Source organism: Gordonia sp. VNK21 (genome assembly GCF_046098115.1).
Lineage (GTDB): Bacteria > Actinomycetota > Actinomycetes > Mycobacteriales > Mycobacteriaceae > Gordonia.
Genome location: NZ_JBJURU010000011.1, coordinates 170,705 through 195,366, shown reverse-complemented (window position 1 = coordinate 195,366; position 24,662 = coordinate 170,705). Strand labels below are relative to the sequence as shown.

At 69.9% G+C, this 24,662-nt stretch carries 22 protein-coding genes; 5 read left to right on the top strand and 17 right to left on the bottom strand.

Annotated features, from left to right (window positions below; all coding sequences use genetic code 11):
• The first annotated feature begins 165 nt into the window (after window positions 1-165).
• Window positions 166-1,389 (top strand): amidohydrolase, encoded by a 1,224-nt coding sequence (locus tag ACJMNC_RS13910; protein ID WP_408948551.1) that lies wholly within the window; start codon window positions 166-168, stop codon window positions 1,387-1,389.
• A 45-nt stretch (window positions 1,390-1,434) separates the two neighbouring features.
• Here ACJMNC_RS13910 and ACJMNC_RS13905 read toward each other — a convergent pair whose 3' ends face one another.
• On the bottom strand, window positions 1,435-3,843 hold the full coding sequence (locus tag ACJMNC_RS13905) for a TIM-barrel domain-containing protein (RefSeq protein ID WP_408948550.1): 2,409 nt from the start codon (window positions 3,841-3,843) through the stop codon (window positions 1,435-1,437).
• A gap of 74 nt (window positions 3,844-3,917) precedes the next feature.
• On the opposite strand from ACJMNC_RS13905, the gene ACJMNC_RS13900 reads away from it, so the two are divergent.
• Window positions 3,918-4,454, top strand: coding sequence for a hypothetical protein (locus ACJMNC_RS13900; RefSeq protein WP_408948549.1), 537 nt, complete (start codon window positions 3,918-3,920; stop codon window positions 4,452-4,454).
• 6 nt (window positions 4,455-4,460) lie between these two features.
• Here ACJMNC_RS13900 and ACJMNC_RS13895 read toward each other — a convergent pair whose 3' ends face one another.
• The 14 genes from ACJMNC_RS13895 to ACJMNC_RS13830 form a co-directional block, all read right to left on the bottom strand.
• Window positions 4,461-5,153: a helix-turn-helix domain-containing protein gene (locus ACJMNC_RS13895; protein ID WP_408948548.1), complete on the bottom strand. Its 693-nt coding sequence runs from the start codon at window positions 5,151-5,153 to the stop codon at window positions 4,461-4,463.
• A 3-nt stretch (window positions 5,154-5,156) separates the two neighbouring features.
• Window positions 5,157-6,350: an NAD(P)/FAD-dependent oxidoreductase gene (locus ACJMNC_RS13890; protein ID WP_408948547.1), complete on the bottom strand. Its 1,194-nt coding sequence runs from the start codon at window positions 6,348-6,350 to the stop codon at window positions 5,157-5,159.
• Window positions 6,347-7,690, bottom strand: a complete 1,344-nt coding sequence (locus ACJMNC_RS13885) for an FMN-binding glutamate synthase family protein (protein WP_408948546.1) — start codon at window positions 7,688-7,690, stop codon at window positions 6,347-6,349. Before ACJMNC_RS13885 ends, ACJMNC_RS13890 begins: the two co-directional genes overlap by 4 nt.
• 32 nt (window positions 7,691-7,722) lie before the next feature.
• Window positions 7,723-8,490 carry a protein glxC gene (locus ACJMNC_RS13880; RefSeq protein ID WP_408948545.1) on the bottom strand — a complete coding sequence of 256 codons (768 nt, stop codon included), beginning with the start codon at window positions 8,488-8,490 and terminating at the stop codon, window positions 7,723-7,725.
• Entirely contained in the window at window positions 8,478-9,374 is an 897-nt protein-coding gene (locus ACJMNC_RS13875) for a glutamine amidotransferase (protein ID WP_408948544.1), read from the bottom strand. Before ACJMNC_RS13875 ends, ACJMNC_RS13880 begins: the two co-directional genes overlap by 13 nt.
• A gap of 33 nt (window positions 9,375-9,407) precedes the next feature.
• Window positions 9,408-10,784: a type III glutamate--ammonia ligase gene (gene glnT / locus ACJMNC_RS13870; protein WP_408948543.1), complete on the bottom strand. Its 1,377-nt coding sequence runs from the start codon at window positions 10,782-10,784 to the stop codon at window positions 9,408-9,410.
• Window positions 10,785-10,978: 194 nt separating this feature from the next.
• Window positions 10,979-12,325: an ammonium transporter gene (locus tag ACJMNC_RS13865; RefSeq protein WP_408948542.1), complete on the bottom strand. Its 1,347-nt coding sequence runs from the start codon at window positions 12,323-12,325 to the stop codon at window positions 10,979-10,981.
• A gap of 56 nt (window positions 12,326-12,381) precedes the next feature.
• On the bottom strand, window positions 12,382-13,371 hold the full coding sequence (locus tag ACJMNC_RS13860; RefSeq protein ID WP_408948541.1) for a heme-dependent oxidative N-demethylase family protein: 990 nt from the start codon (window positions 13,369-13,371) through the stop codon (window positions 12,382-12,384).
• Window positions 13,368-14,357, bottom strand: a complete 990-nt coding sequence (locus ACJMNC_RS13855) for a PDR/VanB family oxidoreductase (RefSeq protein WP_408948540.1) — start codon at window positions 14,355-14,357, stop codon at window positions 13,368-13,370. The genes ACJMNC_RS13860 and ACJMNC_RS13855 overlap by 4 nt, the downstream gene beginning before the upstream one ends.
• On the bottom strand, window positions 14,354-15,955 hold the full coding sequence (locus ACJMNC_RS13850) for a heme-dependent oxidative N-demethylase subunit alpha family protein (RefSeq protein ID WP_408948539.1): 1,602 nt from the start codon (window positions 15,953-15,955) through the stop codon (window positions 14,354-14,356). Before ACJMNC_RS13850 ends, ACJMNC_RS13855 begins: the two co-directional genes overlap by 4 nt.
• Window positions 15,952-16,944: a PDR/VanB family oxidoreductase gene (locus ACJMNC_RS13845; protein WP_408948538.1), complete on the bottom strand. Its 993-nt coding sequence runs from the start codon at window positions 16,942-16,944 to the stop codon at window positions 15,952-15,954. Before ACJMNC_RS13845 ends, ACJMNC_RS13850 begins: the two co-directional genes overlap by 4 nt.
• A complete protein-coding gene (locus tag ACJMNC_RS13840; RefSeq protein WP_408948537.1) occupies window positions 16,944-17,534 on the bottom strand; it encodes a dimethylamine monooxygenase subunit DmmA family protein in 591 nt (196 codons plus the stop codon). The genes ACJMNC_RS13845 and ACJMNC_RS13840 overlap by 1 nt, the downstream gene beginning before the upstream one ends.
• A 30-nt stretch (window positions 17,535-17,564) precedes the next feature.
• On the bottom strand, window positions 17,565-17,945 hold the full coding sequence (locus ACJMNC_RS13835) for an ethanolamine utilization protein (RefSeq protein ID WP_408948536.1): 381 nt from the start codon (window positions 17,943-17,945) through the stop codon (window positions 17,565-17,567).
• Window positions 17,946-18,059: 114 nt separating this feature from the next.
• Window positions 18,060-19,166: an S-(hydroxymethyl)mycothiol dehydrogenase gene (locus tag ACJMNC_RS13830; protein WP_408948535.1), complete on the bottom strand. Its 1,107-nt coding sequence runs from the start codon at window positions 19,164-19,166 to the stop codon at window positions 18,060-18,062.
• 246 nt (window positions 19,167-19,412) lie between these two features.
• On the opposite strand from ACJMNC_RS13830, the gene cysK reads away from it, so the two are divergent.
• Genes cysK through ACJMNC_RS13815 form a run of 3 tightly spaced genes read left to right on the top strand, consistent with a single transcriptional unit; the run spans window position 19,413 to window position 22,454 of the window.
• Window positions 19,413-20,351, top strand: coding sequence for a cysteine synthase A (gene cysK, locus ACJMNC_RS13825; protein WP_408948534.1), 939 nt, complete (start codon window positions 19,413-19,415; stop codon window positions 20,349-20,351).
• Window positions 20,351-20,935: a serine O-acetyltransferase EpsC gene (gene epsC, locus ACJMNC_RS13820; protein ID WP_408948533.1), complete on the top strand. Its 585-nt coding sequence runs from the start codon at window positions 20,351-20,353 to the stop codon at window positions 20,933-20,935. The genes cysK and epsC overlap by 1 nt, the downstream gene beginning before the upstream one ends.
• A 7-nt stretch (window positions 20,936-20,942) precedes the next feature.
• Window positions 20,943-22,454: an MFS transporter gene (locus ACJMNC_RS13815; protein ID WP_408948532.1), complete on the top strand. Its 1,512-nt coding sequence runs from the start codon at window positions 20,943-20,945 to the stop codon at window positions 22,452-22,454.
• A gap of 5 nt (window positions 22,455-22,459) precedes the next feature.
• Here the strand turns inward: ACJMNC_RS13815 and ACJMNC_RS13810 are convergent, their stop codons facing one another.
• Window positions 22,460-23,683, bottom strand: a complete 1,224-nt coding sequence (locus tag ACJMNC_RS13810) for an alpha/beta hydrolase family protein (protein ID WP_408948531.1) — start codon at window positions 23,681-23,683, stop codon at window positions 22,460-22,462.
• 16 nt (window positions 23,684-23,699) lie between these two features.
• Window positions 23,700-24,641, bottom strand: coding sequence for an alpha/beta hydrolase (locus ACJMNC_RS13805; protein ID WP_408948530.1), 942 nt, complete (start codon window positions 24,639-24,641; stop codon window positions 23,700-23,702).
• Between the last annotated feature and the right edge of the window lie 21 nt (window positions 24,642-24,662).

Below are 24,662 nucleotides of genomic sequence, written 5' to 3'. Positions count from 1 at the left end.
TCTGCTCGATCGTCACTCCAGGCTCGCGGCTCCTCGCGACGCGCACAACGTCGTCACGGAACTCGGTGGGATAGGGCTTGGGCACGATGTCATCCTTCCAGGCCAGCCCTCCCGGGCAAGCCAGATCAGATGTCACCTAACCGTGCAGCAGTCCCTGATGACTGTATGAACCTCGACTCCCTGCTCGACAATCTCCAGCCGCAGCTCGACTGGCAGCGTGAGATCTACCGGCGTCTGCACCGCAATCCCGAGCTGAGCATGCAGGAGACCGGCACTGCGGAGATCATCGAAACCGAACTGTCCGGGCTCGGCCTGGCGGTGCAGCGCTTCGGCGGCACCGGGCGGGTCGTGGTGATCGAGAACGGCGACGGCCCGACCGTGCTGGCCCGCGCCGACATCGACGCTCTACCGGTCACCGAGCAGACCGGACTGGACTACACCTCCACCGTCGACGGCGTGATGCACGCCTGCGGCCACGACATGCACACCGCCGCCCTGATCGGCGCGATCCGGGTGCTGGCCGAGAACCGCGACGCCTGGCACGGCACCTACATCGGACTGTTCCAGCCGGCCGAGGAAACCGGGGTCGGGGCCGACGCGATGATCGACGACGGCCTCGTCGCCGCCATCCCCCGACCCGAAGTGGCTCTCGCGCAGCACATTCTGCCGCTTCCGGCCGGCCGGATCGCCACCGCGGCCGGTCCCATCCTGTCGGCGGCCGAGTCGATCAAGATCACCGTCTTCGGTCGCGGCGGGCACGGCTCCATGCCGCACCTGGCGATCGATCCGGTGGTGCTGGCCGCGTCGATCGTCATGCGCCTGCAGAGCATCGTCGCCCGCGAGGTCCCGCCCGACCAGTTCGCCGTCGTCACCGTCGGCGCCCTCAACGCCGGCACCAAGTCCAACATCATTCCCGACCGCGCCGAGCTGCGCCTGAACACCCGCAGCTACGACCCGCAGGTCCGCACCCAGCTGCTCACCGCCATCGAGCGGATCGTGCGCGCCGAATGCCAGGCCGCCGGATCGCCGCAGGAACCGACCTTCGAGTACTACGACGAGTTCCCCCTCACCAGCAACGACGCCGACGTCAACGCCACCGTCACCGCGGCCTTCCGCGGCTACTTCGGCGACGACGCGGTACTCGACTCCCCGCCGGTCACCGCCTCGGAGGACTTCAGCGCGATCCCCGCCGCCTTCGGTATCCCGTACGACTACTGGTTCATCGGCTCGGTGGACCCGCAGCGCTATCAGGCTGCGGTCGACGCCGGCACCGTCGCCTCCGACATCCCCGCCAATCATTCTCCGTTCTTCGCCCCGGTCATCGACCCCACCCTGGAGATCGGCACCAAGGCCCAGGTGGTCGCGGCGCTCGCCTACCTCTCAGACTGAGCGCGGCCCGCGTACTCGAATCCCGACGCGCAGGTCCCGCGGCCTTCAGGCCCGGACGTCCGAACCGCCGGCCTGAGTCTGGCCAGGATGCACGACGACGTCGGCACTCGCGGTCCGGGACCGCGGATCATAGGACCAGTCCTTATCCGGCACCGGCCGGCCGTCGACGATGACCCCGGTCGGTGCCCCGCCCAATCCGACGATGTCGACGCGGGTGATGGTCGGACCGCCGAAGCCGGTCGGTGACTCGACGGCCGTCGTCAACGCCCGATCAGTGTCGTTCCAGGACATCGTGGTCCACGAATACGCCCCGTCCCGGTGCTCGTGAGAGTGGCCGTCGTCGTGGTAGAGCCGGGAGACGCCGTCGGCTCCGGCGTGCACCCGCAGGGCGATCGGCGCCGCGGTGGCTGCAGCCGGTGATACTGCGGCCCGCACCGGGACCGTCGCCCCCGCCCGCGCGTACACCGGAACGTCACTGAGCCCCATACGCATCCGCTTCACCGTCGGACCGGTCACCCGGATGCCGGTGAAGCAATTGACCCAGGTTCCCTCTGGGAACCAGACCTGCACGGCACCATCGGGTTTCACGACCGGCGAGACGAGCAGATCTTCGCCGAGCAGATACTGATGCTCGGCGCGGTACGCGTGCGGCGCATGCGGCCAATGCAGGTACATGCCGCGCGCCATCGGCAATCCTGTCTCGTGCGCGATCCTGCCCGCCGTGTAGAGGTACGGCACCAGGGCCGACCGTACGCGCAGCATCTCGGCCGCCGCCTGCCGGTACGGCGCCGTGAACTCCCAGGGCAGCCGCCGCGTCTGCAGGTTCTGCGAATGGATGCGCATGATCGGTGAGAACGCGCCGAACTGCATCCACCGCACATAGCGTTCCGGGTCGGTCTCCCCTTTGAAGCCGCCGATGTCGTGCGAGACGTACGGCATGGCGATGTTGCCTTCCGCGTGGGTGAACTTCACCTCCATGGCGAGCGTCCCCCACGTCGCGTAGGTGTCGCCGGTGAAGTGGATCGTGTACCGGTGACCGCCCCATGGCCCCGGCCGAGTGCCCACCATGTCCCAGTACGACGCCCCGTTGCGCGCCAGCAGCGGCCAGCGCGTCTGCCGCATCCGCGGCCGCCGGCCGTAGGCCCGGGCGATCCATACGTCGGCGGCCAATTCCTGCGGCGGAATCCCGGAGTAGGCCTCGTCGATGATCCAGTCCAGCCACCACAGATCCACACCCTGCTTCTCGAGCGGATCGTGCGCGCGCATGAACGAGTCGACCTGGCGCCGGTCGGTCAGATCCCAGACGAAGGTCGGTCCGAAGGCGCCCTTGACGTTCTTGCCCAGCGCCGAGAAGAACCGGGATGCCGGGGTGAGCGCCGCCTTGAGTGCGCCGCCGGAACGCCGTTGCGCCAGTGGGAACTGCACGTCGTCACCGGAGATGCTCGGGTGGATGTTCAGCGCCACCGCCAGGTCCTGATCGTGCGCCCAGCGGAAGAAGCGCGCCGGATTCGGGAACAGCCGCTGATTCCAGTTCCACCCGTTCCAGGTGTTGGGCGACTTGAAGTCGGTGTCGACGACGAGGACGTCGAGCGAGGCCCCGTTGGCCCGGTACGTGGGCAGCAGGCTGGTGCGGTAGTAGTCGTCCGGGTACGGGGCGTAGCGGGAGAACCAGTTGCCGAAGGCCTGCCGCGGCAGCATCGGTGCGGCGCCCGACAGCGTCCGCAGGTCCGCCAGCGCCTGCCGGTAGTCGCGGCCGTAGGCGAACAGGTAGCCGTCCCGGTACTGCGGGTCGGCGGCCCGCCGGGCCGGGGTGTCGCCGTCGCCGATCAGCGCCGACTGCGAGTCGTCGATGAAGAACCAGCCGTGTGTGGAGAGCAGGCCCGGCTGCAGGTTCACCGTGTCGCGCACACCGTCGAGGCAGCGCAGCCAACCACCGAGGTTGCCGGGCGGCAGCGGCGGCACCTGCGCCGGCCAGCTCTCGAAGGCGTTGACCAGGAAGACCATTCCGCTGACCGCCGGGACGTACCGGTCCGGCTGCCAGGCCGGGCGCACGCGCGCACCGGAGTGTTTCAGCGTCACCTGCGGCGCCGCGGGGTCGAACGAGCCGACCGGGCAGGTCAGGGTCAGGGCGGCAGTCTCCAGAGTGAGCGTGCCGCCGGAACGCGTCACCCGGTACTCGCCGCTGCGCGCGGCCCGATTGTGCGCGAGCATGGTGGTCCGATTCTCGAACCGGCGCCGCGCCGAGTACTCGTAGCGCACCAGCCGCGGCGTGATCACGGTCAGCCGGACGTTCCCGGCGACGATGAGGCCGTTGCCGTCGTCCTGCACGTCGGACCCACCGGCAGGCCGGGCCGCCGCGACTCCGGCGCCCAGCGCGGCGGCACCGGCGGCAGCGGTCCCGACAGCGGCGAGCGCCTGACGGCGGGTGAGTTCGCTATGTCCGGCATCGGTCACAACTTCGACGGTAACGGCGAGCACCCTTGTCATGGACCGGATCGAATGTCGCAGGTGCGCGCTACCTTGACGGCATGCTCGATCCCCGGGTCCTGACCCTCATGCATCTGGAAACCCTCGATGAGCCGCTCACGGCCAACGAGGTGGCCTTTCTGCTGGGCAACGACCCGGAGATCATCCGGTATGCGATCAGCCTGGACCGGGAGCAGGAGTCCGCGTGGAGCGCCGCCGCGCTCGACGAGCAGTTCGGCGACGATCCGGACCCGGAGACCGCGACGGTGAACCTCGGCGAGGCCCGGGCCTGCGCGCGCGGAGTCGGGCTCAAACGGCAGGCCCTCCGACTGGTACTGGACTGCCCGCCGGACCCGGTCGAGTTTCCGTTCGCGGACGATCTCGCCGAGATCCGGCGCTGGGAGTATCGCTGGCTGGGCTTTCACGCTCGCTGCACGCGGCCGTGGAACGCGACCGAGACCTGCCCGGAACACGGTGCGGACATCGTCGACGGCCGGCGACGCCAGCGCGAGGCCACCGAGGCGCTGCTGTCCAAGCTCCGCGCGGCCGCCGCCGACCATCCGCTGGAGCCGGAGCACCTGTTCAATCAGCGCGGCTGAGGCGACTCAGACAGCGGCGTCGGGGAAGGCGATCACCGAGAGGAAGCGGATCGGGAGCTCGATGAGCTGGACCGGGCCGTGAGCGCCCTCGCCGTCGAACTGCAGCGAGTCGCCCGGCGCCATCCGGTAGACGGAGTGGCTGTGGGCGTAATCCATCTCGCCCTCGAGCATGTAGAGGAACTCGGTGCCCGGATGCTGAAACAGCGGCTGGGTCAGCGAATCCTCGGTGAGAGTCACCAGCAGCGTCTCGAGCCGACGGTGCTCGCCGCGCAGCGAACCGAGCGACTGGTACTCGTGTCCCTCCCGCGAACCCGCGCGGATGGTCGAGGCCCCCTCCCCCGCCTTGACGAACACCGCGGGCCGCTCCAGGTCGGCGCCGTGGAACAGCGAGGTGACCGAGATGTCGAAGGCGGTGGCCAGTCGCGCCAGCGTGCTGAGACTGCATGAGGTCTGGGCGTTCTCGATCTTCGAGAGCATCGCCTTCGAGATCCCGATCTTCACCGCCATGTCGCCCACCGACAGTCCGGCCTGGCGGCGCAATCGACGCACATTGGCGGCGATCGCCCCTTCCAGCTCCAGTTCGTCCACCGGCTGATCCGCGGAACGGTCCCGGGCCACGCCGGTCTGATTGCGGATGAGGTGCTCGTCAGTCACGTGGCAAGAGTAGCCAGAGACTGTGTCTACTGCCAGTGAACACATGGCTCAGCGCATCTCGCCGGCGCCGACGTACGGGAAGCGGGTGGTGAGCAGATCCCCTTCGGCGAAGCGGCTGAACCGGAAGTCGTCCTCCGGGATCCGCGCATCGTTGCTGTGCCCGTCGATCACCAGGTCGGCCACCAGTTCCCCGACGGCCGGCGAGATCTTGAAGCCGTGGCCGGAGAAGCCCACCGCCAGCACCAGGCCGTCCAGCGGCCCACGGGAGATGATCGGATTCCAGTCCGGGGTCACGTCGTAGCAGCCGGCGTAGCTGGAACTGATCGCCGGTTCCGGGAAGCCCGGGAAGCGGGTGCCCACCTTGTCCACGGTCAGATCGATGAAGTCGTCGTTCGCCTTGTTCAGGTAGGCGTCGGGATCGGCGATCTCCAGTTCCTGCAGATCGCTGTTGCCGAACAGGATCTCCCCGCGCACATCCGGTCGCACGTACTGCAGCGACACCAGATCCGAGAACACCGGCACCGGCCCCAGGTCCACGCCCGGATCGATCATCACGATCTGCTCGCGGTGCACCCGGATCGGCACGTCGATCCCGTACGGCGCCAGGAACGGCTTCGACCAGGCACCCGTGGCCACCACCACCGTGTCGGCGTGGATCTCGCCGCCGTCGGCGAGCCGCACGCCGGTCACCGTCTCGCCGTCGACGAGCAACCCGGCCACCGGCGTCGACTGCCGGATGGTCACACCGCCCGCCCGGGCCGCCGCCGCGAAGGCCTGCGCGGTCTGGTACGCGTCGCCGTAGCCGCCGCGTTCCTCCCAGCCGAAGGCCGCGAACGGCTCCAGGTCGGCGGTCGGCCACAGCTTCGCCACCTCGTCGCGGTCGATCTCCTCGGTCTGAACCCCGACCGCTCGTTGGGCGGCAAGGCTTTTCCGGAGATTGTCGACGTTGGGCTCGCCGACGCCCACCACATAGCCTGTCTGCCGGAAGCCGATGTCGGAGCCGAAGATCTGGTCGGCCTTCTCGAAGACCTCGAGCCCGGCCGCCGCCATCGCGGCCAGCGAGCTCACTCCGTAGTGGCACCGCACGATGCCCGACGACTTGCCGGTCATCCCGCCGGCGACGGTGCCGGACTCGCAGACCACGACGTCGGTCACCCCGCGCCGGCTCAGCGCCCATGCGGCCGCCACGCCCTCGAGGCCACCGCCGACGATGACCACCTGCGCCGTCTGCGCCGCGCTCACAGTCCGGCCCCCGGAATCCAGTCGGTGCCGGCCAGCGGGACGCGGGCCATGGCCGCGGCCTCCATCGAGATGGCGACCAGGTCCTCCGGCTCGAGGTGCTGCAGGTGCGCCTTGCCGCAGGCGCGGGCGATGGTCTGCGCCTCCATGGTGGTCACCCGCAGGAAGTTGGCGAGCCGTCGTCCGCCCTCGATCGGATCGAAGCGCGCCGCCAGCTCCGGGTTCTGGGTGCTGATGCCGGCCGGATCCCTGCCGTCCTGGAAGTCGTCGTAGTAGCCGGCCGCCGAGCCGATCGCGGCGTACTCGGCCTCGTAGCGGGGGTCGTTGTCGCCCAGAGCGATCAGGGCGGCCGTGCCGATGGCCACCGCGTCGGCACCGAGCGCCATCGCCTTGGCCACGTCGGCGCCGTTGCGGATGCCTCCCGAGACGATCAGCTGGACACCCTCCTTTCCCGGCCGTCGGTGCACGCCGAGCTCCTGCAGCGCCTGCACCGCCTGCGGAATGGCGGCCAGCGTGGGGATGCCGACGTGTTCGATGAACACCTCCTGGGTGGCGGCGGTGCCGCCCTGCATGCCGTCGACCACCACCACGTCGGCGCCGGCGTGCACCGCCAGCTTCACGTCGTAGTAGGTGCGGGTGGCGCCGACCTTGATGTAGATCGGCTTCTCCCAGTCGGTGATCTCGCGCAGCTCCTGGATCTTGATCGCCAGATCGTCCGGTCCGGTCCAGTCCGGGTGCCGGCTGGCGCTGCGCTGATCGATGCCCTCGGGCAGGGTGCGCATGCCCGCCACCCGCTCGGAGATCTTCTGTCCCAGCAGCATTCCGCCGCCGCCAGGCTTGGCACCCTGCCCCAGCACCACCTCGATGGCGTCGGCCTTGCGCAGGTCGTCGGGGTTCATCCCGTAGCGCGACGGCAGATACTGGTACACCAGCTGCTTGGACTGACCGCGCTCCTCGGGAGTCATGCCCCCGTCACCGGTGGTGGTGGAGGTGCCGGCCTCGCTGGCACCTCGGCCGAGTGCCTCCTTGGCCGGTCCGGAGAGCGCACCGAAGCTCATCCCCGCGATAGTGACCGGGATGTCCAGGTGCAGCGGATACTTCGCGTTCCGGGTACCGAGGACCACGTCGGTGCCGCAGCGTTCGCGGTAGCCCTCGAGCGGGTACCGCGACATGGAGGCGCCCAGGAAGAGCAGATCGTCGAAGTGCGGCAGCGCGCGCTTGGCGCCCCAGCCCCGGATGTCGTAGATGCCGGTCTCGGCGGCGCGCTGGATGGCAGCGATGGTGGTGCGGTCGAAGGTGGCGGATTCGCGCAGCCCACGCTGCTCGAAGCTCATCTCGGTCATGGTCTCCTCCTCAAGAGTCCGGCGGTCGGTGCTCAGTACGCGGAGCTGTTGTCGCTGTGGAAGTGGTAGAGCTGTCGGGCCGATCCGTAGCGGGTGTAAGACGCCGGGTCGTCGTCGGTGAAGCCGGCGGCCTTGAGCAGTCCGGCGAGCTCGTCGAGATGTTCGGCGCGCATCGGCTTGGCGACACAGTCGGCACCCAGCGATCCGGCATCGCCGCGCAGGTAGATGCGGGTCTCGTAGATCGAGTCGCCGAGCCCCTCCCCCGCGTCCCCGCGGATCACCAGCCGGCCGGCCTGCGCCATGAAGGCGCTGTTGTGACCGACGCTGCCGCCGACGACGATGTCGACACCCTTCATCGAGATGCCGCAGCGAGCCGCGGCGTCGCCTTCGATGATCAGCAGCCCGCCGTGCGCAGTGGCCCCCGCGGACTGCGAGGCGTTGCCCTTGACCACCACCGTGCCGCTCATCATGTTCTCGCCGACCCCGGTACCGGCGTTGCCGGTGATCACCACCTCGGCCTGCTGATTCATGCCGGCGGCGTAGTAGCCGACGTGACCGTCGACGGTCACCTTGACCGGGGCGTCGATCCCGGCGGCGACGGCGTGGGCACCGGCCGGATTGTCGATGACGAACTCGCCGTCGACGGCGGCGTGGAGGGCCGAATTGACCTCGCGCAGCGAGGTTTCGGCGAGATCGAAGTGGTGCGTGTTGCTCATGTCCTGACCTTTCGCGGCTTCGGGCTGGTCGATGGTGGTTGAGGGACGGTCGGCGACGTCCGGGACCAGGGTCAGCGCGTCCATGCGTAGACCACCTCCGGCTCCGGCTCCCAGATGCGGGCCCGGTCCACGCCGGGCAGCCCGGCGAGCGCGCGGTACTCGCTGGCCATCGCCACCCAGTCGTCGGTCTCGGCGATCACCGCCGGCTTGCAGGCGATGGCGTCGCGGACCACGGCGAAGGAGTCCCGGTTGGACACCACCAGCGTGTAGAACCCGTCGAACTGTGCGCAGACCTCCTTCAATGCGGTCTCGACGCTCTTGCCGGCCGCCAGCTGGTGGGCGACGAAGCGCGCCCCCACCTCGGTGTCGTTCTCACTGTCGAAGTGCACCCCCGCCGCGCGCAGTTCGCGGCGGATGGTGGCGTGGTTGGCGAACGATCCGTTGTGCACCAGGCACTGCTCGGGGCCCACGGCGAACGGGTGTGCGCCGGAGGGGGTGACCGCCGATTCGGTGGCCATCCGGGTATGGCCCACACCCTGCCAGCCCGACGCCGAGCGCAGCCCCCAGCTGTCGACCAGATCTCGCGGGGCGCCGACGCCCTTGAGGACGGTCAGGTCCTCACCGAAGCCCGCCACCAGCGCACCCGGATAGCCGGCCCGGGCCACCGCGAGCAGGTCGTCGGTGGGCACGGCCGCCGATACCACCAGCGTCTGATCGACGAACTGCGCCTGCACCGGGGTACCCAGTGCCGCACCGAGATCGGCGGCCACCGCAGCCGGGTCGGCGGCCACGTCGAGCAGGCAGACCGTGGCCTGACCGGCCGGCGACCAGCTCTCGTTGCCGTAGACGGCGATGCCGGCCGAATCGGCGCCGCGATCCTGCATCTCGCCGAGCATGTCGCTGAGCAGGGTGCCGAGCTGCGGATACAGTTCCGGGTTCCGCAGATGAAGTCCAACGATTCCGCACATGGGGTACGTCCTTTGCTGAGGTGGTGGTTCGGGTCAGAAGGCGGTGAGGTACTTGTCGACCTCCCACGAGGAGACGTCGGCGTGCCAGGCGAAGAACTCTTCGCGCTTGAGGGTGGAGAAGTATTCGGAGACCCGCGGCTGCTGCGCCGGCCAGTCGGCGGGCAGTGCCGCGTCGAGCACTCCGGTGATCACCGGGCTGGCTTCGAGCGCCTCGACCGCATGCAGCAGGGTGACCGGCAGGGTGCCGACGTGCTCGGGGGCGCTGCCGGGCGCACCCGGATCCAGGCTCCGCTTGATGCCGTCGAGTCCGGCGCCCAGGGCTGCGGCGATCGCGAGATACGGGTTGGCCGCGCCGTCGCCGCCGCGCAGTTCGGCCCGCTGATCGTCGGGAATCCGCACGTAGTGGGTGCGGTCGTTACCGCCGTAGGTGGGGGTGCGCGGCGCCCACGACGAGCCGGACCGAACCGAGGTGCCGCCGGTTCGCTTGTAGGAGTTGACAGTCGGTGCCATCAGCGCCTGCAGCGCGGCGGAATGCTCGAGGACTCCGCCGATGAAGCCGTACGCGGTGTCGGAGAGGCCGAGTCCGCGCCGGTCCTCACCGGCCACCGTCGGGAAGACCGGACTGCCGCCGCTGGTGAGCGACATGTGCAGGTGCAGCCCGGTGCCGGTGCGGTCGGCGAAGGGTTTGGGCATGAACGTGGCGACCATGCCGCGTTCGGCGGCGATCGTCGAGAGCAGGTACCGCAGGGTGACCACCCGGTCGGCGGTGACCAGCGCCCGGTCGTAGGCGAAGTTCTGCTCGAACTGCCCGTTGCCGTCCTCGTGATCGTTGGCGTAGTTGGCCCAGCCCAGCTGGTTCATCGCCGACGAGACCGCCGTCAGATGGTCGTACATGCGGGTCAGGCCGCGCACGTCGTAGCAGGGCTGATCGGAGTCGTCGTGATCGTCGGCGGTGACCAGGGTGCCGTCGGCGGCCTTCTTGAGCAGGAAGTACTCCACCTCGGCGCCCACCCACGGCTCGAAGCCGGCATCACCGGCCTGCGCGACCAGCGCCTTGAGGATGTTGCGTGGGGCGAACGGCCACGGCTCGCCGTTGACGTGCGGGTCGCAGTGCACCAGGGCCAGCCCCTCCTTGATGAAGGGCAGCGGCAGGAACGACGACGGATCCGGCACGGCGACGAGGTCGGGATCCTTGGGCTCCTGGCCCATCGCGCCGACCGCGTAGCCTGCGAAGCCGACGCCGTCGGTGGACAGTTCGTCGACGGCCTCGACGGGCACGAGTTTGGCGCAGGGCTTGCCGCGCAGGTCGACGAACATCGCCAGAATGAACTTCGTCCCATGGGCTTGGCAGAGCTGCGCGAGGGTCTCGGTGCCGGGGATCTCTGTGTCGGGGATCGCGGTCGTGGTCATGAGCACTCCCAAGTGTTCGTTAACTACGGTGAATCAGTGTCTACAGCTAGTAGACACCCGCGCTGTTTCCAGTGTGTTTCGCGCCGGTGAGACCTGGGTTAGGGAGACTCCGCCGAAGGCCCCTGCAGACGGGAGCGGCGGGGCCCACCGCCGTGGTGGGCCCCGCCTGCGCGATGCCGGACGCGCCGGCCGGATCAGGGTGAGGAGGTCGTGGTCCCGTCACCGGCCAGCGCGTGCCTGGCATGCGCGATCTGCGGCGCCGCGCCGCCCGGGCCGCCGCCGAGCCCGGAGGCCGGGATCTCGTAGGCGGATTCGGCGTGCACCGTCGGATCCAGGCCGGCCACCTCGGTTTCGGTGTCCACCCGCAGTCCGATGGTCTTGTCGATCGCCTTGGCGATCAGATAGGTGAGCACGAAGGAGTACGCGCAGGTGATCAGAATGCCCGCCAGTTCCTTCCAGACCACCTCGGCATCGCCGCCCAGCAGTACGCCCTGCACGCCGGCCGGCGCCGAATCCGATGCCCAGAGCACGATGCAGAGGGTGCCGACGATGCCGCCGATCCCGTGCACGGCGAAGGCGTCGAGAGTGTCGTCGACCTTCATCCGGGCCTTGAAGCTCAGCACCAGCGCCACGACCGCACCGGCGGCGATGCCCACGCCGAGCGCGCCGAGCGGGGTCATCGTATCGGCCGACGGGGTGATCCCCACCAGACCGGCGATCGCACCGGTCATGATGCCCAGCGAGGTCACGTGCCCCTCCCGGTACCGTTCCAGCGCCGCGAAGCCGAGGATGCCCGCACCGCCGGCGAGCAGCGTATTGAGGATCACCACCTGTGTGGTGAAGTTGGCGCCACCGGCGCAGCTGCCGTTGAAACCGAACCAGCCGAACCAGAGGATGCCGCCGCCGAGCAGAGCCAGCGGCACGTTGTTCGGCCGCTCCGCACGACGCCGCCGCGCCCCGAGCGCCAGTGCCAGCGCCAGCGCCGCCACGCCCGAGTTCATGTGCACCGCCGTGCCGCCGGCGTAGTCGTGGATACCGATGTCGTTCACCAGGAAGCCGCCCTGATAGCCGTCCGCGTCGACGGCGAACACCCAGTGCGCCACCGGGAAGTACACCAGCGTCAGCCACACCGGGACGAACAGCAGCCAGGCGGAGAACTTCATCCGGCCGGCCGCACCCGATGCCACGATCGCGATGGTGATCGCCGCGAACAGGATGAACCACGCCGCGAAGTACAGCGTCTGCGTACCGCCCGAGCCGTCGTCGGCCATCCAGTCGCCCAGACCGATGAAGTCGGCCGGATTGCCCACCACGCCGGCATCCCAGGCGGTGGGCCCGGAGACCATGCCGTAGCCGTAGACCACGTACACCACGCAGGTGATGCCCAGGGTGATCAGCACCATCGACATCATGTTCAAGATGTTGCGGCCGCCGACCATGCCGCCGTAGTAGAGCGCCAGCCCCGGGATCATCAGCATGACGAACGTGAAGGCCGCGAGCATCCAGGCCAGATCCGCGTGTGCGGAGAGTATCGCTTCCATGAAACGCCTTTCGGACGGAGAACCCGTGCGGGTCCGGAGGGAAAGACTCCGCGGCGTCAGGCGCCGCGGAGATACGCGACCACGTCGTCGCGGTAGTCGAGAAAGCCCTTGTACGAGGCGATGTCGTCGGCGAGCGTCTCGATGACGGTGGCCAGCTGCGCGGCCCATTCGGGAACGGTCCGGATCTCGTCGAGGCCGGCGGTGAAGGTGCGGATGTTGAAGGTCACCGCCCCCGAGGCGGGAAGCCGGATGAAGTGCTCGAGTTCGATCCGCAGCCGGGCCCGGCCGAAGTCGCCGTCGGCGAGCATCGACGGAATGTCCCCGGCCCACTCGGGCCGCTGTTCCAGGCTGACGTCGAGCTTGTCCGAATCCGACGCCGACAGCGTCCAGTTGACCCGCCGGTACACCTGGTCGGCCGGCAGCGACCGGAGGAACTGCTCGGCCCGGGCGACGATGCCCGCACGCAGCATCCGCGGCACCGGCGCATGGATCTCGTACATGTCCATGCCGACGTCGAAGGCCACCGACCAGCCGGCCGCGAAGGTCACCACGCCCGCATCGAAGTACAGCCGGGAATCGCGTTCGGTCACCAGGAGCAGATCGTCGGGGATCTCGCGGGCGAGGAACTCCATCGGCCCGTACGGCAGCGAGGCGCCGTCGCCGACGACGAAGTCCTGTGCAGTGCCGAGGATCTCGTTGCGCCAGCGGCATCGCCCGCACGCGTCCTCGGTGAAGGTCATCGACTCCGGGTACGACAGCGCCAGGTCGCGCAGGTAGTAGAGCAGCAGTTCCCAGCACGCCTGGTCCATGCCGGCACCGATCCGGACCCGGCCGGGATCCGCGTCCAGAATGCGCCGGCGCTCGGCCATGATCTCCGGATACCGGTCGCCGCCGAGATCCACCAGATGCGCGCCCCATTCGCCGGCCCGGGTGCGGCGCGGCGTGCGGGCCGGCTCCACGTTCACCGAATAGTCGAAGACGGTCAGGTCGTCGGGGAACGGCCACGGCAGGTGCGCGCAGTGCGCGGGTGCTGAGGTTCCGGTCACAGGTCCACCTCGATCTCGTGTCCGCGGGAGACGCAGCACAGCATGCTGTCCCCGCTACGGCGCTCGTCCTCGGAGAGCACCAGATCGCGGTGCTCGACCCTCCCGGAGGTCACCGGGATCCGGCACTGGCCGCACACGCCGCGCCGGCACATGTGGTCCACCTCGATGCCGCGCTCGAGCAGCCGGTCGAGCAGGGACACTCCCGAGGGCACCTCGATCACCTCGCCGGTGCCGGTCAGCCGGGCGGTGAACGGCTCCCCCGCGTCCTGTTCGGGTGCGGTGAACCGCTCCAGGTGCACCCGGGCCGACGGCCAGCCGGCCTCCGCGGCCCGAGCGGTGTACACGTCCAGGAAGCCCGGCGGCCCGCACGCGTAGGCGTGGGTGCCCAGCGGCTGGCTCGCGAACAGTCCGGCGAGCAGATCCTCGGTGGCCCCGGCGCCGGTCACCTCGTGCAGCGTGATCGACGGATCGGCGGCCAGCGCGCGCAGGTCCTCGAGGTGCGCGGCGCAGCCGGGCCGGTACGAGTACAGGATCTCGGCGCTCACCCCGTTGCGGCGCATGGCCCGGGCGTGGGACAGGATCGGTGTGACGCCGATTCCGCCGGCCACCAGCAGCGCATGCTGCTGGTCGGTGACCGGCGCGAACATCGAGCGCGGGCCTTCGATCTCCACCAGGTCGCCCACCGCCAGATGGTCGTGCAGCCAGTCCGAGCCGCCGCCCTCACCACGGCGCAGCACGGAGATGCCGTACGACTGCGGAAACCACCCGTCGTCGACCAGCGAGTAGGCGTTGCGATGGTCGCCGGCACTGACGATCAGGTGACTGCCCGCCGCGTAGGGCGCGAGCGGGCCGCCGTTCATCGCCTCGAACCGGAAATGTGTGACCGTCGCGGTGAGTGCGCGTGCCTGGCAGACCCGCATGGTGCGCGCCCCCGTCCGGTAGGCGGGATGCTCGTGGGCGTGCCGGGGCGGCACGAGGGCGGTCATCGGATCGCCCCCGCCGACTCCCGCGCCGCCGGTTCCGGTGCGAGCCGGGCGTCGTCGTCGGCCGCGGCCAGGAAGGCGCCGCGCTGCGCCGAGTGCTGGCGGTGAACGGTGACGGCGCGGCTGCAGCCCGGACATCGGACCCGGTCGCCGGGAGCGGCGGTCACCCGGTGGATGCCGCGGCACTGCGCGCAGAACAGCGGCAGATCGTCGGTGGCGGTGGGGAATGCGGACAGTTCACCGGCGATCGCCCCCTCCTCGCGGGCGACGGCGAGGGCCACCATCACGTCGAACTGGCTCCCGGTCACATGGATGCGGGTTCCGATGTGCGCCGCGCGCAGCGCATCGCGCAGCCGATCGAGGTCGTCGGCGTCGGCCAGGTCGTCGAGCACCAGCAGCCGGGTCGGCGCCACCGCCCTGGCTGCGTTCACCCAGACCATCGCGGTGTGCGAGGTGCTCGCCTCGTGCCCGACGGCCACCACCAGGAAGCCGGCGGCGTCGGTGTCGACCGGGCCCGGCGCGGCCGGCCAGCGCGGCAGCCCGCGGTCCGGGTCGTCGGCGTCGGCGCTCGCCTCGGGGCCGGGACCGGAGGGTTCGCCGCCACCGGGATGGTCTGCCAGCCACTGCGCGGCCCGGTCCTTGTACTTGATGATGCCCTTGTAGTCGGCCATGTCCTCGGGCAGTTCGGCGAGCACTGCGGCGGTCCGCAGCCGCCACGGCTCCACCTGGGCGAGTCGCTCGAGCGGAAGCAGATAGCTGCGGATGAGGAACATGACCGCACCGGAATCGGGCAGCCGCACCAGGTGCTGGACCTCTACCCGCAGGTGCACCAGCCGGCCGAAGGTCTCGTCGTCGACGGTTCGGATCAGCTCCCGGTCGGGACCCCACTGCGGATAGGTCTCGGTGGAGACGTCCAGCCGCCGGCCGATGGTCATCGACCAGTTGGTGCGCCGGTACGGGCGGTGCGGCTGCAGGCCTTTGATGAACTCGTGGGCGCGGGTGATCACGCCCTCGCGCCGCACCCGCGGCACGGGCCCGTGAATCTCCAGAAAGCTCATCCCCACGTCGAAGCCGAAGCTCCAGTCGGCGGCGAAGGTGACCAGCCCGGCGTCGGCGAACAGCTGGTCATCGCGCTGGTCGAGCAGCACGATGTCCTCCTGCACCTGGGACCCGATGTAGCGCAGCGGTTCTGCCGGCAGCGTGGTCAGGTCGCCGTAGGTGAACTCGATCTCCTCGCCGAGCAGCCGATTGGTCCACGACCAGGCGTCCGCCGACAGCCGTCGCAGCGCCATGTTCTCCGGATCGGCCTGGGCCAGCTCTCCCATCAGGGTGAGCACGGCGTCCCAGGCCGCCGGCGCCATATGCGGCAGCACCTGGCAGCGCGAGGGATCGGCGGCCAGGATGGCGGCCCGTTCGGCGAGCTCGGATCGGTACTCTCCGTCGACGTCCACCAGTGCCGCACCCCAGGACCCGGCATCGGTGGTCACCGGCCCGTCGGCGGGCTCGACGTTGGTGCTGTAGCGGTAGTTCGCTTCGGGGAACGGGAACGGGAAGCCGGCGGTCGCGCCGCCGCCGGCCGGGCGTGCATCGGTGACGGTCATAGTGAAACCTCCAGGGTGCAGTCGCGTTCACCGCGGGAGACGCACGGCATGATCGCCTCGCCCGCGGCCTTCTCGGCGTCGGTCAGGTACAGATCGCGGTGCACTGCGGCACCGCCGAGCAGAGGGGTCCGGCATCGGCCGCAGACGCCTTTGCGGCACAGGCTGGGCACGGACACACCGTGTTCCTCGAGGGCTTCGAGCATGCTGGTGCCGGCCGGAACCTGCACGGTGCCACCGGATTCGGACAGCGACACGGTGAACGGCTCTCCGTCGTCGAGGTGTCCGGCGCCGAACCGTTCGAGATGGATGCGCGACGGCGGCCAGCCGGCCTGCTCGGCCGCGCCGACCACATGGTCCATCATCGGCCCGGGTCCGCACACGTACAGGTGGGTGCCGATGGGCTGCTCGTGCAGGGCCTGCGCCAGCCGTTCGGTGAACGCCTGCTGCTCGTCGAAGAGTTCCGCGGCCGGTCCGCTCAGCTCGACGACGTCGTCGATGTGCGCGGCCTGTCCGGCCCGGAAGGTGTACAGCACCTGCACCGCACGGCCCCAGCGACGGGCCGACCGCAGGTGGGAGAGGATGGGTGTGACCCCGATACCGCCGGCGACGAGCAGGTATTTCGTGGCGACGCCGACCGGAGCGAAGGCCGATCGCGGCAGTTCGGCAGACAGTTCGTCGCCGACCCGCACCTCGTCGTGCAGGTAGCGGGATCCGCCGGATCCGTCGGGCAGCCGAAGCACCGAGATCGTGTATTCGGTGGGGCGGATGCCGTCGCCGGTGAGACTGTAGGCGTTGGCGACCGCACCCGCCTGGACCGTCAGGTGGCTTCCCGGAACGAATCCCGGCAATGCGGCACCGTCCGGGGCGGCCAGGGTGAAGGAGCGGATGGCCGGCGCCGACTGCGCGATGGCGGTCACGGTCAGTGTCAGGGTGTCCGGCGGTCGCGTGACGGGCCTGGCCGCCGGGGACTCGGTGAGGCTGGTACTCATCAGCGGGGTTCCTGTTCTGCCGGAAGGGTTTCGGCATCGACGAGGTAGCCGAGGAAGCGGCCGCTGCGCCGGGAGACGTGGTAGTAGACGACGAGCCGGCCGGCGCAGCCTGCGCAACTGATCACGCTGCCCACGCCGGCGGAGGTGGCGGTCGCGGCACCGCAGTGGGCGCAGGCCACCTCGATCGGTCCGCCCCCACAGGGCGCGACCGCGATCTCGTCGTCGGCCAGGCCCGCGCCGAGTGCGACGGCACGCAGGGCGAGACAGTCGCCCGCGGAACCGGCGATGAGCACCCGGATCCCCACGCGCGCCTGGGACAGCGCCGACCGCAGACCCGCCGCAGCGGTCTGCACGTCGTCGGCCGGCACCGCATGCACGGGGGCACTGCTCTGGCCCAGCAGGTGCTGCCAGCCCGCGGCCGCAGCGGCGCCGTCGCGGCCGACGGCGATCAGCAGCCGGGAACTGCCGGGGCCGCCGGCCGGCTGCGGCGGGGAAGGCATGCCCTCGCCCGCCGCCCCCTCGGCCACCGGCTCATCGGTGACCGAGGGACGCGCCCAGACCGGGATGCTCGAGTAGGCGATCTGACTCATCGCGCTCATCTCCTCGATCGAGGCCGTGGATCAGAGCAGGCTGGCGTCGCGGTAGCCGGTGTAGAAGGCCAGCGCATAGTCCGGAGTGCTGAAGTAGATCTTGGAGCCCTTGGGGAAGAAGATCGCGTCGCGCGCCTTGGCGACCGTCTTCTGCCCCGTCTCCTTGTTCTCCAGCAGGAACTCACCTTCGAGAACGACCTTCATCTCGTCGTACTCGTACTCGTAGTAGAGCGGTTCGTCGGTGTGCCGGAGCTCGAAGTAACCGGCGCACATCGGGCTGCCCTCGGGGTTCTCGTAGACGTCCCCGATACGGCCGTCGGTCCCCGGGAACTCCTCCTGCGGCATCACCGGGATGTCCTTCCAGGCGTCGGCGGTCACCCGGAACGCGAGGGCCTGCTGCTGTACGGTCATGTGCTTCTCCTGAGATCCGCGGCGGACCGGCCCCGTCAGCGGCCGGTTCGCCTTAGTAGACTTTGTCATCTGCTATGAAACCGACCAGATGTTTCGGATCAGTGACACCGGCGTTTACGGGTGGGAAACCGTGCCGAGCTCGACCACCGAGCGCAGCACCCGCCCGGATTCCATGGCCTCGAAGGCCGCATCGATGCCGTCGATGCCGATCCTCTCGGTGACGAACTCGCCGAGCGGCAGCCGGCCCTGCAGGTAGAGGTCGACGAGCATCGGGAAGTCGCGTTCGGGAAGACAGTCGCCGTACCAGGACGACGTGAGAGCGCCGCCGTGGGAGAAGAAGTCCACCAGCGGCAGCTCGAGCCGCATCTCCGGAGTCGGGACGCCCACCAGCACCACCGTGCCCGCCAGATCGCGCGCATAGAAGGCCAATTCGTAGGTCTCCGGACGGCCGACCGCATCGATCACCACATCGGCGCCGTGGCCGCCGGTCAGTTCCCGGATCGCCTCGGCGGTCTCGTCCGTGCCCGCCGAGACCACGGTGTGCGTGGCCCCGAGCGCCGTGGCCCACTCGAACTTCGCGGGATCGCGGTCCACCGCGATGATCGTCGACGCTCCCGCGAGCCGCGCACCGGCGATCGCCGCGTCGCCCACTCCGCCGCAGCCGATCACCGCCACCGAGTCCCCGCGACCGACCCGACCGGTGTTCATCGCGGCGCCGAGTCCGGCCATCACCCCACAGCCGAGCAGACAGGTGGCCGCCGGATCGGCGGCCGGATCGACACGGGTGCACTGCCCTTCGTGCACCAGGGTCTTCTCGGCGAAGGCCCCGATGCCCAGGGCCGGGGTGAGGACGGTGCCGTCGGTCAACGTCATCGGCACACTCGCATTGTGGGTGTCGAAGCAGTACCAGGGCCGGCCTCGCCGGCAGGCTCGGCATTCGCCGCACACCGCCCGCCAGTTCAGCACCACCACATCGCCCACGGCGACATGCGAGACGTCCGATCCCACCTCTTCGACCACACCGGTCGCTTCGTGCCCGAGCAGGAACGGATACTCGTCGGTGATCCCGCCGTTGACGTAGGCGAGATCGGTATGACACACCCCGCAGGCGAGGACCTTGACCACCACATCCCTCGAGCCCGGATCCGGAATCACCACATCGACCAGTTCCGTCGGATCACCCTTGGACCGGGAGACGACTCCCTTGACCGTCTGCACCACTGACGCCACCTCTCTACATGTCTACTATTAGTAGACTTTGTTTATTACCGTGAGATCAGAGTAGTGGCAGCGAAGGCATCACGCAGCGCTCGGAACGGCGGCGGTCCGGCGCCGGTGCCGGTTCGCGTCCTCTAGGCTCGTAAGCAGGCCTCGCCGGTGCCGTCGGCACCGCCCGCGAGTACCGCCGAAGAAAACATGACCCGCGGACCGCCCCGACGGCGGCCCCCGACGCGAAGAGGAAGCACCGTGGCTCAGAACTTCTACGAGGATGTCACCGCCGTGGTCGGACGCACTCCCCTCGTCCGGCTCAACCGCATCACCGACGGCGCGGGCGCCACCGTGCTCGCCAAGCTCGAGTTCTACAACCCCGCGAACTCGGTCAAGGACCGGATCGCGGTCTCGATCATCAACGCCGCCGAGGCCGACGGCACGCTGCCGCCCGGCGGCACCATCGTCGAGGCGACCAGTGGCAACACCGGCATCGCCCTGGCCATGGTCGGCGCCGCCCGCGGCTACAACGTGGTCCTGGCCATGCCGGAGACCATGTCCAAGGAGCGGCGCGCCCTGCTCCGCGCCTTCGGTGCCGAACTGGTGCTCACCCCCGGCGCCGAGGGTATGGCCGGCGCAGTCCGCAAGGCCGAGGAGATCGCCGCCGAGCGGCCCGGCGCCGTGCTGGCCCGTCAGTTCGCCAACCCCGCCAACCTCGCCGCGCACCGCACCACCACCGCCGAAGAGGTGTGGGCCGACACCGACGGCGAGGTGGACGCCTTCGTCTCCGGTATCGGCACCGGCGGCACCGTCTCCGGCGTCGGTCAGGTCCTCAAGGAGCGCAAGCCCGGCGTGAAGATCTTCGCGGTGGAGCCGGAGGAGTCCGCCATCCTCAACGGCGGCGAGCCGGGTCCGCACAAGATTCAGGGTCTGGGTGCGAACTTCGTGCCGGAGGTCCTCGACACCGCGGTGTACGACGAGGTGATCGACGTGAACGCCCAGACCGCCATCGAGTGGGCCCGTCGTGCGGCCACCGAAGAGGGCCTGCTGGTGGGCATCTCGTCCGGCGCCGCCCTCGCCGCCGCCGTGAACGTGGCCAAGCGGCCCGAGTTCGAGGGCAAGACCGTGGTGGTCGTGCTGCCCGACTTCGGCGAGCGCTACCTCTCGACCCCGCTCTTCGAAGGACTCGTGGACTGATGAGCGAGGAGCCGCGGCGGCCGTTGCTGCGCACCCTGCGTGAGGATCTGCAGGCGGCCCGCGACCGAGATCCGGCCGCCAGCTCCACACTCGTTGTGGCGCTGTCGTACCCCGGTGTGCACGCACTCTGGTTCTACCGGGTCGCACACCGCATGTGGATCTCGACGTTGCCGCTGCGGCTCCCCGCCCGTCTGCTCTCTCAGGCGGCGCGCTTCCTCACCGGCATCGAGATCCATCCCGGTGCCACCATCGGACGGCGATTCTTCATCGACCACGGCATGGGTGTGGTGATCGGCGAGACCGCCGAGATCGGCGAAGACGTGCTGATGTTCCACGGCTCCACGCTCGGCGGCACCAGCATGAACAAGGGCAAGCGCCATCCGACCGTCGGAGATCGGGTGCTGATCGGCGCCGGCGCCAAGGTGCTCGGCCCGGTCACCCTCGGCGACGATGTCAAGGTGGGCGCGAACGCCGTTGTGGTGCACGATGTTCCGGCCGGTTACGTGGCCGTCGGCGTGGCGGCGAAGTCCCGTCCGGCCGGCGAGATCATCGACCCCTACGCCGAACCCGCGCTGTACATCTGAGGCCACGGTGAACCGCAAGTGGTGGACGCTCGTCGTCGTCTGCCTGGCCACCTTCATGCTCCTGCTGGACGTCACCATCGTCATGGTGGCGCTGCCCGACATGGAGCGCGATCTGGGCGCCTCCTTCACCCAGCTGCAGTGGATCACCGACGCCTACGCACTCTCCCTCGCCTCGTTGCTGCTGACCTCCGGATCGCTGTCCGACCGATTCGGCCGGCGCCTCGTCTTCGCCATCGGCCTGGTGGTCTTCACCGGGGGCTCGGTGCTGTGCGGTGCCGCGACGAGTCCGGACATGCTGATCGGATCCCGTGCCGCACAAGGCATCGGCGGGGCGATGCTCTTCGCCACCTCCCTGGCGATTCTGGCGGCCACGTTCACCGACCGGCGGGACCGCGGAATCGCCTTCGGCGTCTGGGGTGCCATCACCGGCATCGCGACGGCCGTCGGCCCGATCCTCGGCGGCGCCATCACCACCGGCATCAGCTGGCGCGGAATCTTCTACGTGAACCTGCCGGTGGGCGTCATCGCCCTGGTCCTCACCTTCCTCGCCATGCCCGAGTCGAAGGCCCCACAGGCGCGCCGCGTCGACTGGGCCGGAATGCTCACCTTCACAGGCGGACTGTTCGCCCTGGTCTACGGGGTGACCCGGGCCGGTGAGAGCAGCTGGAGCGATAGCACCGCGATCTGGTGCTTCGTCGTCGCCGCCGTCCTGCTGATCGGCTTCGCGCTCCTCGAATGGCGTGTGCGCCAGCCGATGCTCGACCTGGATCTGTTCCGGGTGCCCACCTTCCTGGGCGGCTCCGTCGCCGCGTTCTGCATGAACGGCTCGTTCTTCGCGATGATGCTCTACCTCGTGCTGTATCTGCAGAACGAGCTGGGCTACAGCGCACTCGACGCCGGAGTGCGGCTGCTGGTGTTCTCCGGGGTCACCATGATCGTCGCCACCGTGGCCGGCCGGCTCACCGCCAAGCTGCCCGCCCGGGCCATGATCGGCCCGGGCCTGATCCTGGTCGGCGCCGGTCTGCTGAGCATGCTCGGCCTGGACGAGCACTCCACCTGGACCCACCTCATCGCCGGCTTCATCGTCGCCGGTGTCGGCGCAGGCCTGGTGAACCCGCCGCTGGCCTCCACCGCCGTCGGCGTGGTGCCGGTCGCCCGGTCCGGGATGGCCTCGGGCGTCAACAACACCTTCCGGCAGGTCGGCATCGCGGTGGGTATCGCCGTCTACGGCACCGTCTTCTCGTCATCGATCGTCCGCGGGCTGCGCAGCCGGCTCAGCGGTGACGCCGCCGACGGCGTGGACCTGCACGCCGTCGCCCAGGCGGTGACCGGCGGCGAGCAGGCCCGCGTGATCGCCGAGGCTCCGGCGCAGCACCGGGCCGAACTCGGCGATGCCATCGGCACCGCCTTCACCGACGGGATGAACGAGCTGTTCCTGATCAGCGGCATCGTCGCGATCGTCGGCGGTGCGGCGGCGCTGCTGCTGATCCGCACTCAGGACTTCGTGCAGGCCGAATAGTCCGCTCAGTGACGTTCGATCAGCTCGGTCAGCTCACCGAAGACCCGCGCGTCGACCAGGGTGCGCGCCATCGGCTCGCAGTGGAAGTCGGCGCCCTCGGCGCCGGTGAACGGCAGCACCTGCACCGGGCCGCTCACCCACTGCGCCAGCTGCGCGGACTGTCCCGGCCAGAACTGCTCGCGTTCGGGGGCGGTGATCAGCAGCGGGGTCTCGATCTCCGCCGCCTGCTGTGCGGTCAGCGCATAGCGGTTCACCTCGGCGAGGGTGTCGAAGTACCCGCCGGCACCGTACGGCCGGGCGCGGAAGCGCCAGGTCCGCTCGCTGCTCGCCGAGAGCTTGAAGCCCAGGGCCATGTCCCGGTCGAAGGCATGCCGATCTCCCTTGCGGAACAACGACATCAGCGAGCCGGGCAGATGCTTCTCCCACGAGGCGGCCACGTCGACCACCCCGGGATCGAGGACCGCGGCCGCGAAACGCTTCTCCACGGTCAGCGCCCGCGGCACCCAGAAGCCGGCCTGGCTGATCCCCACCGCCACCAGCCCGGCCGGATCCACCTCCTCGCGGGTGAGCAGGAAGTCCACCACCGGGGTCAGCACGGCCTCCCAGTCGGGCCGGAAGCCCACCCCGCGCTCGAAGAGCATCGACTGCTGGCCGGGCCCGTCGAAGACCAGCGCATTCCAGCCGCGGGCGAGCGCACCGGCCGCCCCGTTGACCCACATGCTGCTGATCGCCCCGTCACTGCCGTTGACCATCACCGCAGTCGGCCGCGGCCGCACCGTTCCGACCGGCCGGAAGAGGAAGCCGGGCAGGGTGCTCTCGCCGTACGGGATCGCCACCGGTTCCACCGGCACGTCCACGGCCCCGACGAAACCGTCCCAGGCGGACCGGTGCCGACGGAAGGCCGGCAGCAGCAACTCCTCGTCGCCGAGCGCGCTCACCGCGTCGACCGCCACCCCGAAGTAGCTCGCGGCCCGCAGGTAGGCGCCGGCCGCGCTCACCCGGTTCCCGGCGGCGGCCTGGTCGTCGGCGAACTGGTGCACCCGCTGCGCGGTGGACGACCAGGCGTCGAACCAGTGCCGGTGATCGCCCGAGCGCACCCCGTCGATCGTCGCCAGCACCTCCCCCGCCTCCGCCGCACCGAAGGCGCAGCCGCCGAGCACACAGCGCACGGCGAAGTCGAAATCGGCGTCCTTGAAGAAGCCGTCACGAAAGAGCTGGTTGGTCTTCATCGCCGTCCCCCGGTGATCATCGTTCCGTTTCCCCGCCGCGCAGGCCGCCCCGCAGCGCCTCGGCCTGCGCGCCCAGGAACTCCCGGCTCACCCCGGCCCGGCGGAACAGTGCGTCGAAGCCGTGGAAGGCGCCGGGCACCTCCAGCCAGTCGCAGGTCACGCCCGCCGCGCGCAACGCATCCCGGTACGCCGCGTCCTCGTCGCGGAACAGGTCCAGCGAACCCACCCCGATCCACGCCGGCGGCAGCCCGGACAGATCCGCGCAGCGGGCCGGCACCAGATACGGGTCCACCCGTTCACCGAAGGCCGCCTCCCCCAGATGCGCGCGCCAGGCGTAACGATTGCTCTTGGCCGTCCACAGCCGCACATGTCTCTCGTCGATGTCGGTGCGCAGAACGGTCCGGTCGTCGAGCATCGGATACACCAGCACCTGGAACACCGGCTGGGCGCCGCCCTCGTCGCGCAGCCGTTGCGCGAGCGCCGCGGTGAGCAGACCGCCGGCGCTGGCCCCGCCGATCGCGATGCGTTCCGGATCCACCCCCAGCCGCGCCGCGCCGTCGACCATCGCCCGGAACGCCGCGGTGACGTCGTCGATCGCCGCCGGCCCCGGATGCTCGGGTGCCAGCCGGTACCGCGGTGCGACGACGACGATGCCCAGCCGCCGGACCAGTTCGAGGTTGTGCTCGTCGTCCTGTTCGGGCGCCCCGATCAGCAGACCGCCGCCGTGCATCCACAGCAGCGCCGGACGGGGCCCGGCGGCATCCTCGGGTCGGAACACCCGCAGCTTCAGATCCCCGGCCGGGCCGGGCGCCGTGACGGTCTCGACCCTCACCCCGCGGGTGCGCCGGCTGCCGGGGATCGGCAGCCGCAGCAACCGGGTGGTGCGCGGCCCGATCGAGGCCCGGGGCATCCAGCGTGCACGCCGCAGCTCGGGATGGAAGGGCTCTGGCGGCGTCATCGGACCTCCTGATCGGCTGGA

Excerpts from the sequence above, each read along its gene's own strand:
- ACJMNC_RS13875 (WP_408948544.1), bottom strand. The coding sequence starts at position 9,374 with ATGTGCGGAATCGTTGGACTTCATCTGCGGAACCCGGAACTGTATCCG.
- ACJMNC_RS13910 (WP_408948551.1), top strand. The coding sequence starts at position 166 with ATGAACCTCGACTCCCTGCTCGACAATCTCCAGCCGCAGCTCGACTGG.
- epsC (WP_408948533.1), top strand. The coding sequence starts at position 20,351 with ATGAGCGAGGAGCCGCGGCGGCCGTTGCTGCGCACCCTGCGTGAGGAT.
- ACJMNC_RS13850 (WP_408948539.1), bottom strand. The coding sequence starts at position 15,955 with ATGACCGTCACCGATGCACGCCCGGCCGGCGGCGGCGCGACCGCCGGC.
- ACJMNC_RS13895 (WP_408948548.1), bottom strand. The coding sequence starts at position 5,153 with ATGTGTTCACTGGCAGTAGACACAGTCTCTGGCTACTCTTGCCACGTG.
- ACJMNC_RS13845 (WP_408948538.1), bottom strand. The coding sequence starts at position 16,944 with ATGAGTACCAGCCTCACCGAGTCCCCGGCGGCCAGGCCCGTCACGCGA.
- ACJMNC_RS13855 (WP_408948540.1), bottom strand. The coding sequence starts at position 14,357 with ATGACCGCCCTCGTGCCGCCCCGGCACGCCCACGAGCATCCCGCCTAC.
- ACJMNC_RS13880 (WP_408948545.1), bottom strand. The coding sequence starts at position 8,490 with ATGGACGCGCTGACCCTGGTCCCGGACGTCGCCGACCGTCCCTCAACC.
- ACJMNC_RS13865 (WP_408948542.1), bottom strand. The coding sequence starts at position 12,325 with ATGGAAGCGATACTCTCCGCACACGCGGATCTGGCCTGGATGCTCGCG.
- ACJMNC_RS13840 (WP_408948537.1), bottom strand. The coding sequence starts at position 17,534 with ATGAGTCAGATCGCCTACTCGAGCATCCCGGTCTGGGCGCGTCCCTCG.
- ACJMNC_RS13900 (WP_408948549.1), top strand. The coding sequence starts at position 3,918 with ATGCTCGATCCCCGGGTCCTGACCCTCATGCATCTGGAAACCCTCGAT.
- ACJMNC_RS13810 (WP_408948531.1), bottom strand. The coding sequence starts at position 23,683 with ATGAAGACCAACCAGCTCTTTCGTGACGGCTTCTTCAAGGACGCCGAT.
- glnT (WP_408948543.1), bottom strand. The coding sequence starts at position 10,784 with ATGACCACGACCGCGATCCCCGACACAGAGATCCCCGGCACCGAGACC.
- ACJMNC_RS13835 (WP_408948536.1), bottom strand. The coding sequence starts at position 17,945 with ATGACCGTACAGCAGCAGGCCCTCGCGTTCCGGGTGACCGCCGACGCC.
- ACJMNC_RS13885 (WP_408948546.1), bottom strand. The coding sequence starts at position 7,690 with ATGACCGAGATGAGCTTCGAGCAGCGTGGGCTGCGCGAATCCGCCACC.
- ACJMNC_RS13805 (WP_408948530.1), bottom strand. The coding sequence starts at position 24,641 with ATGACGCCGCCAGAGCCCTTCCATCCCGAGCTGCGGCGTGCACGCTGG.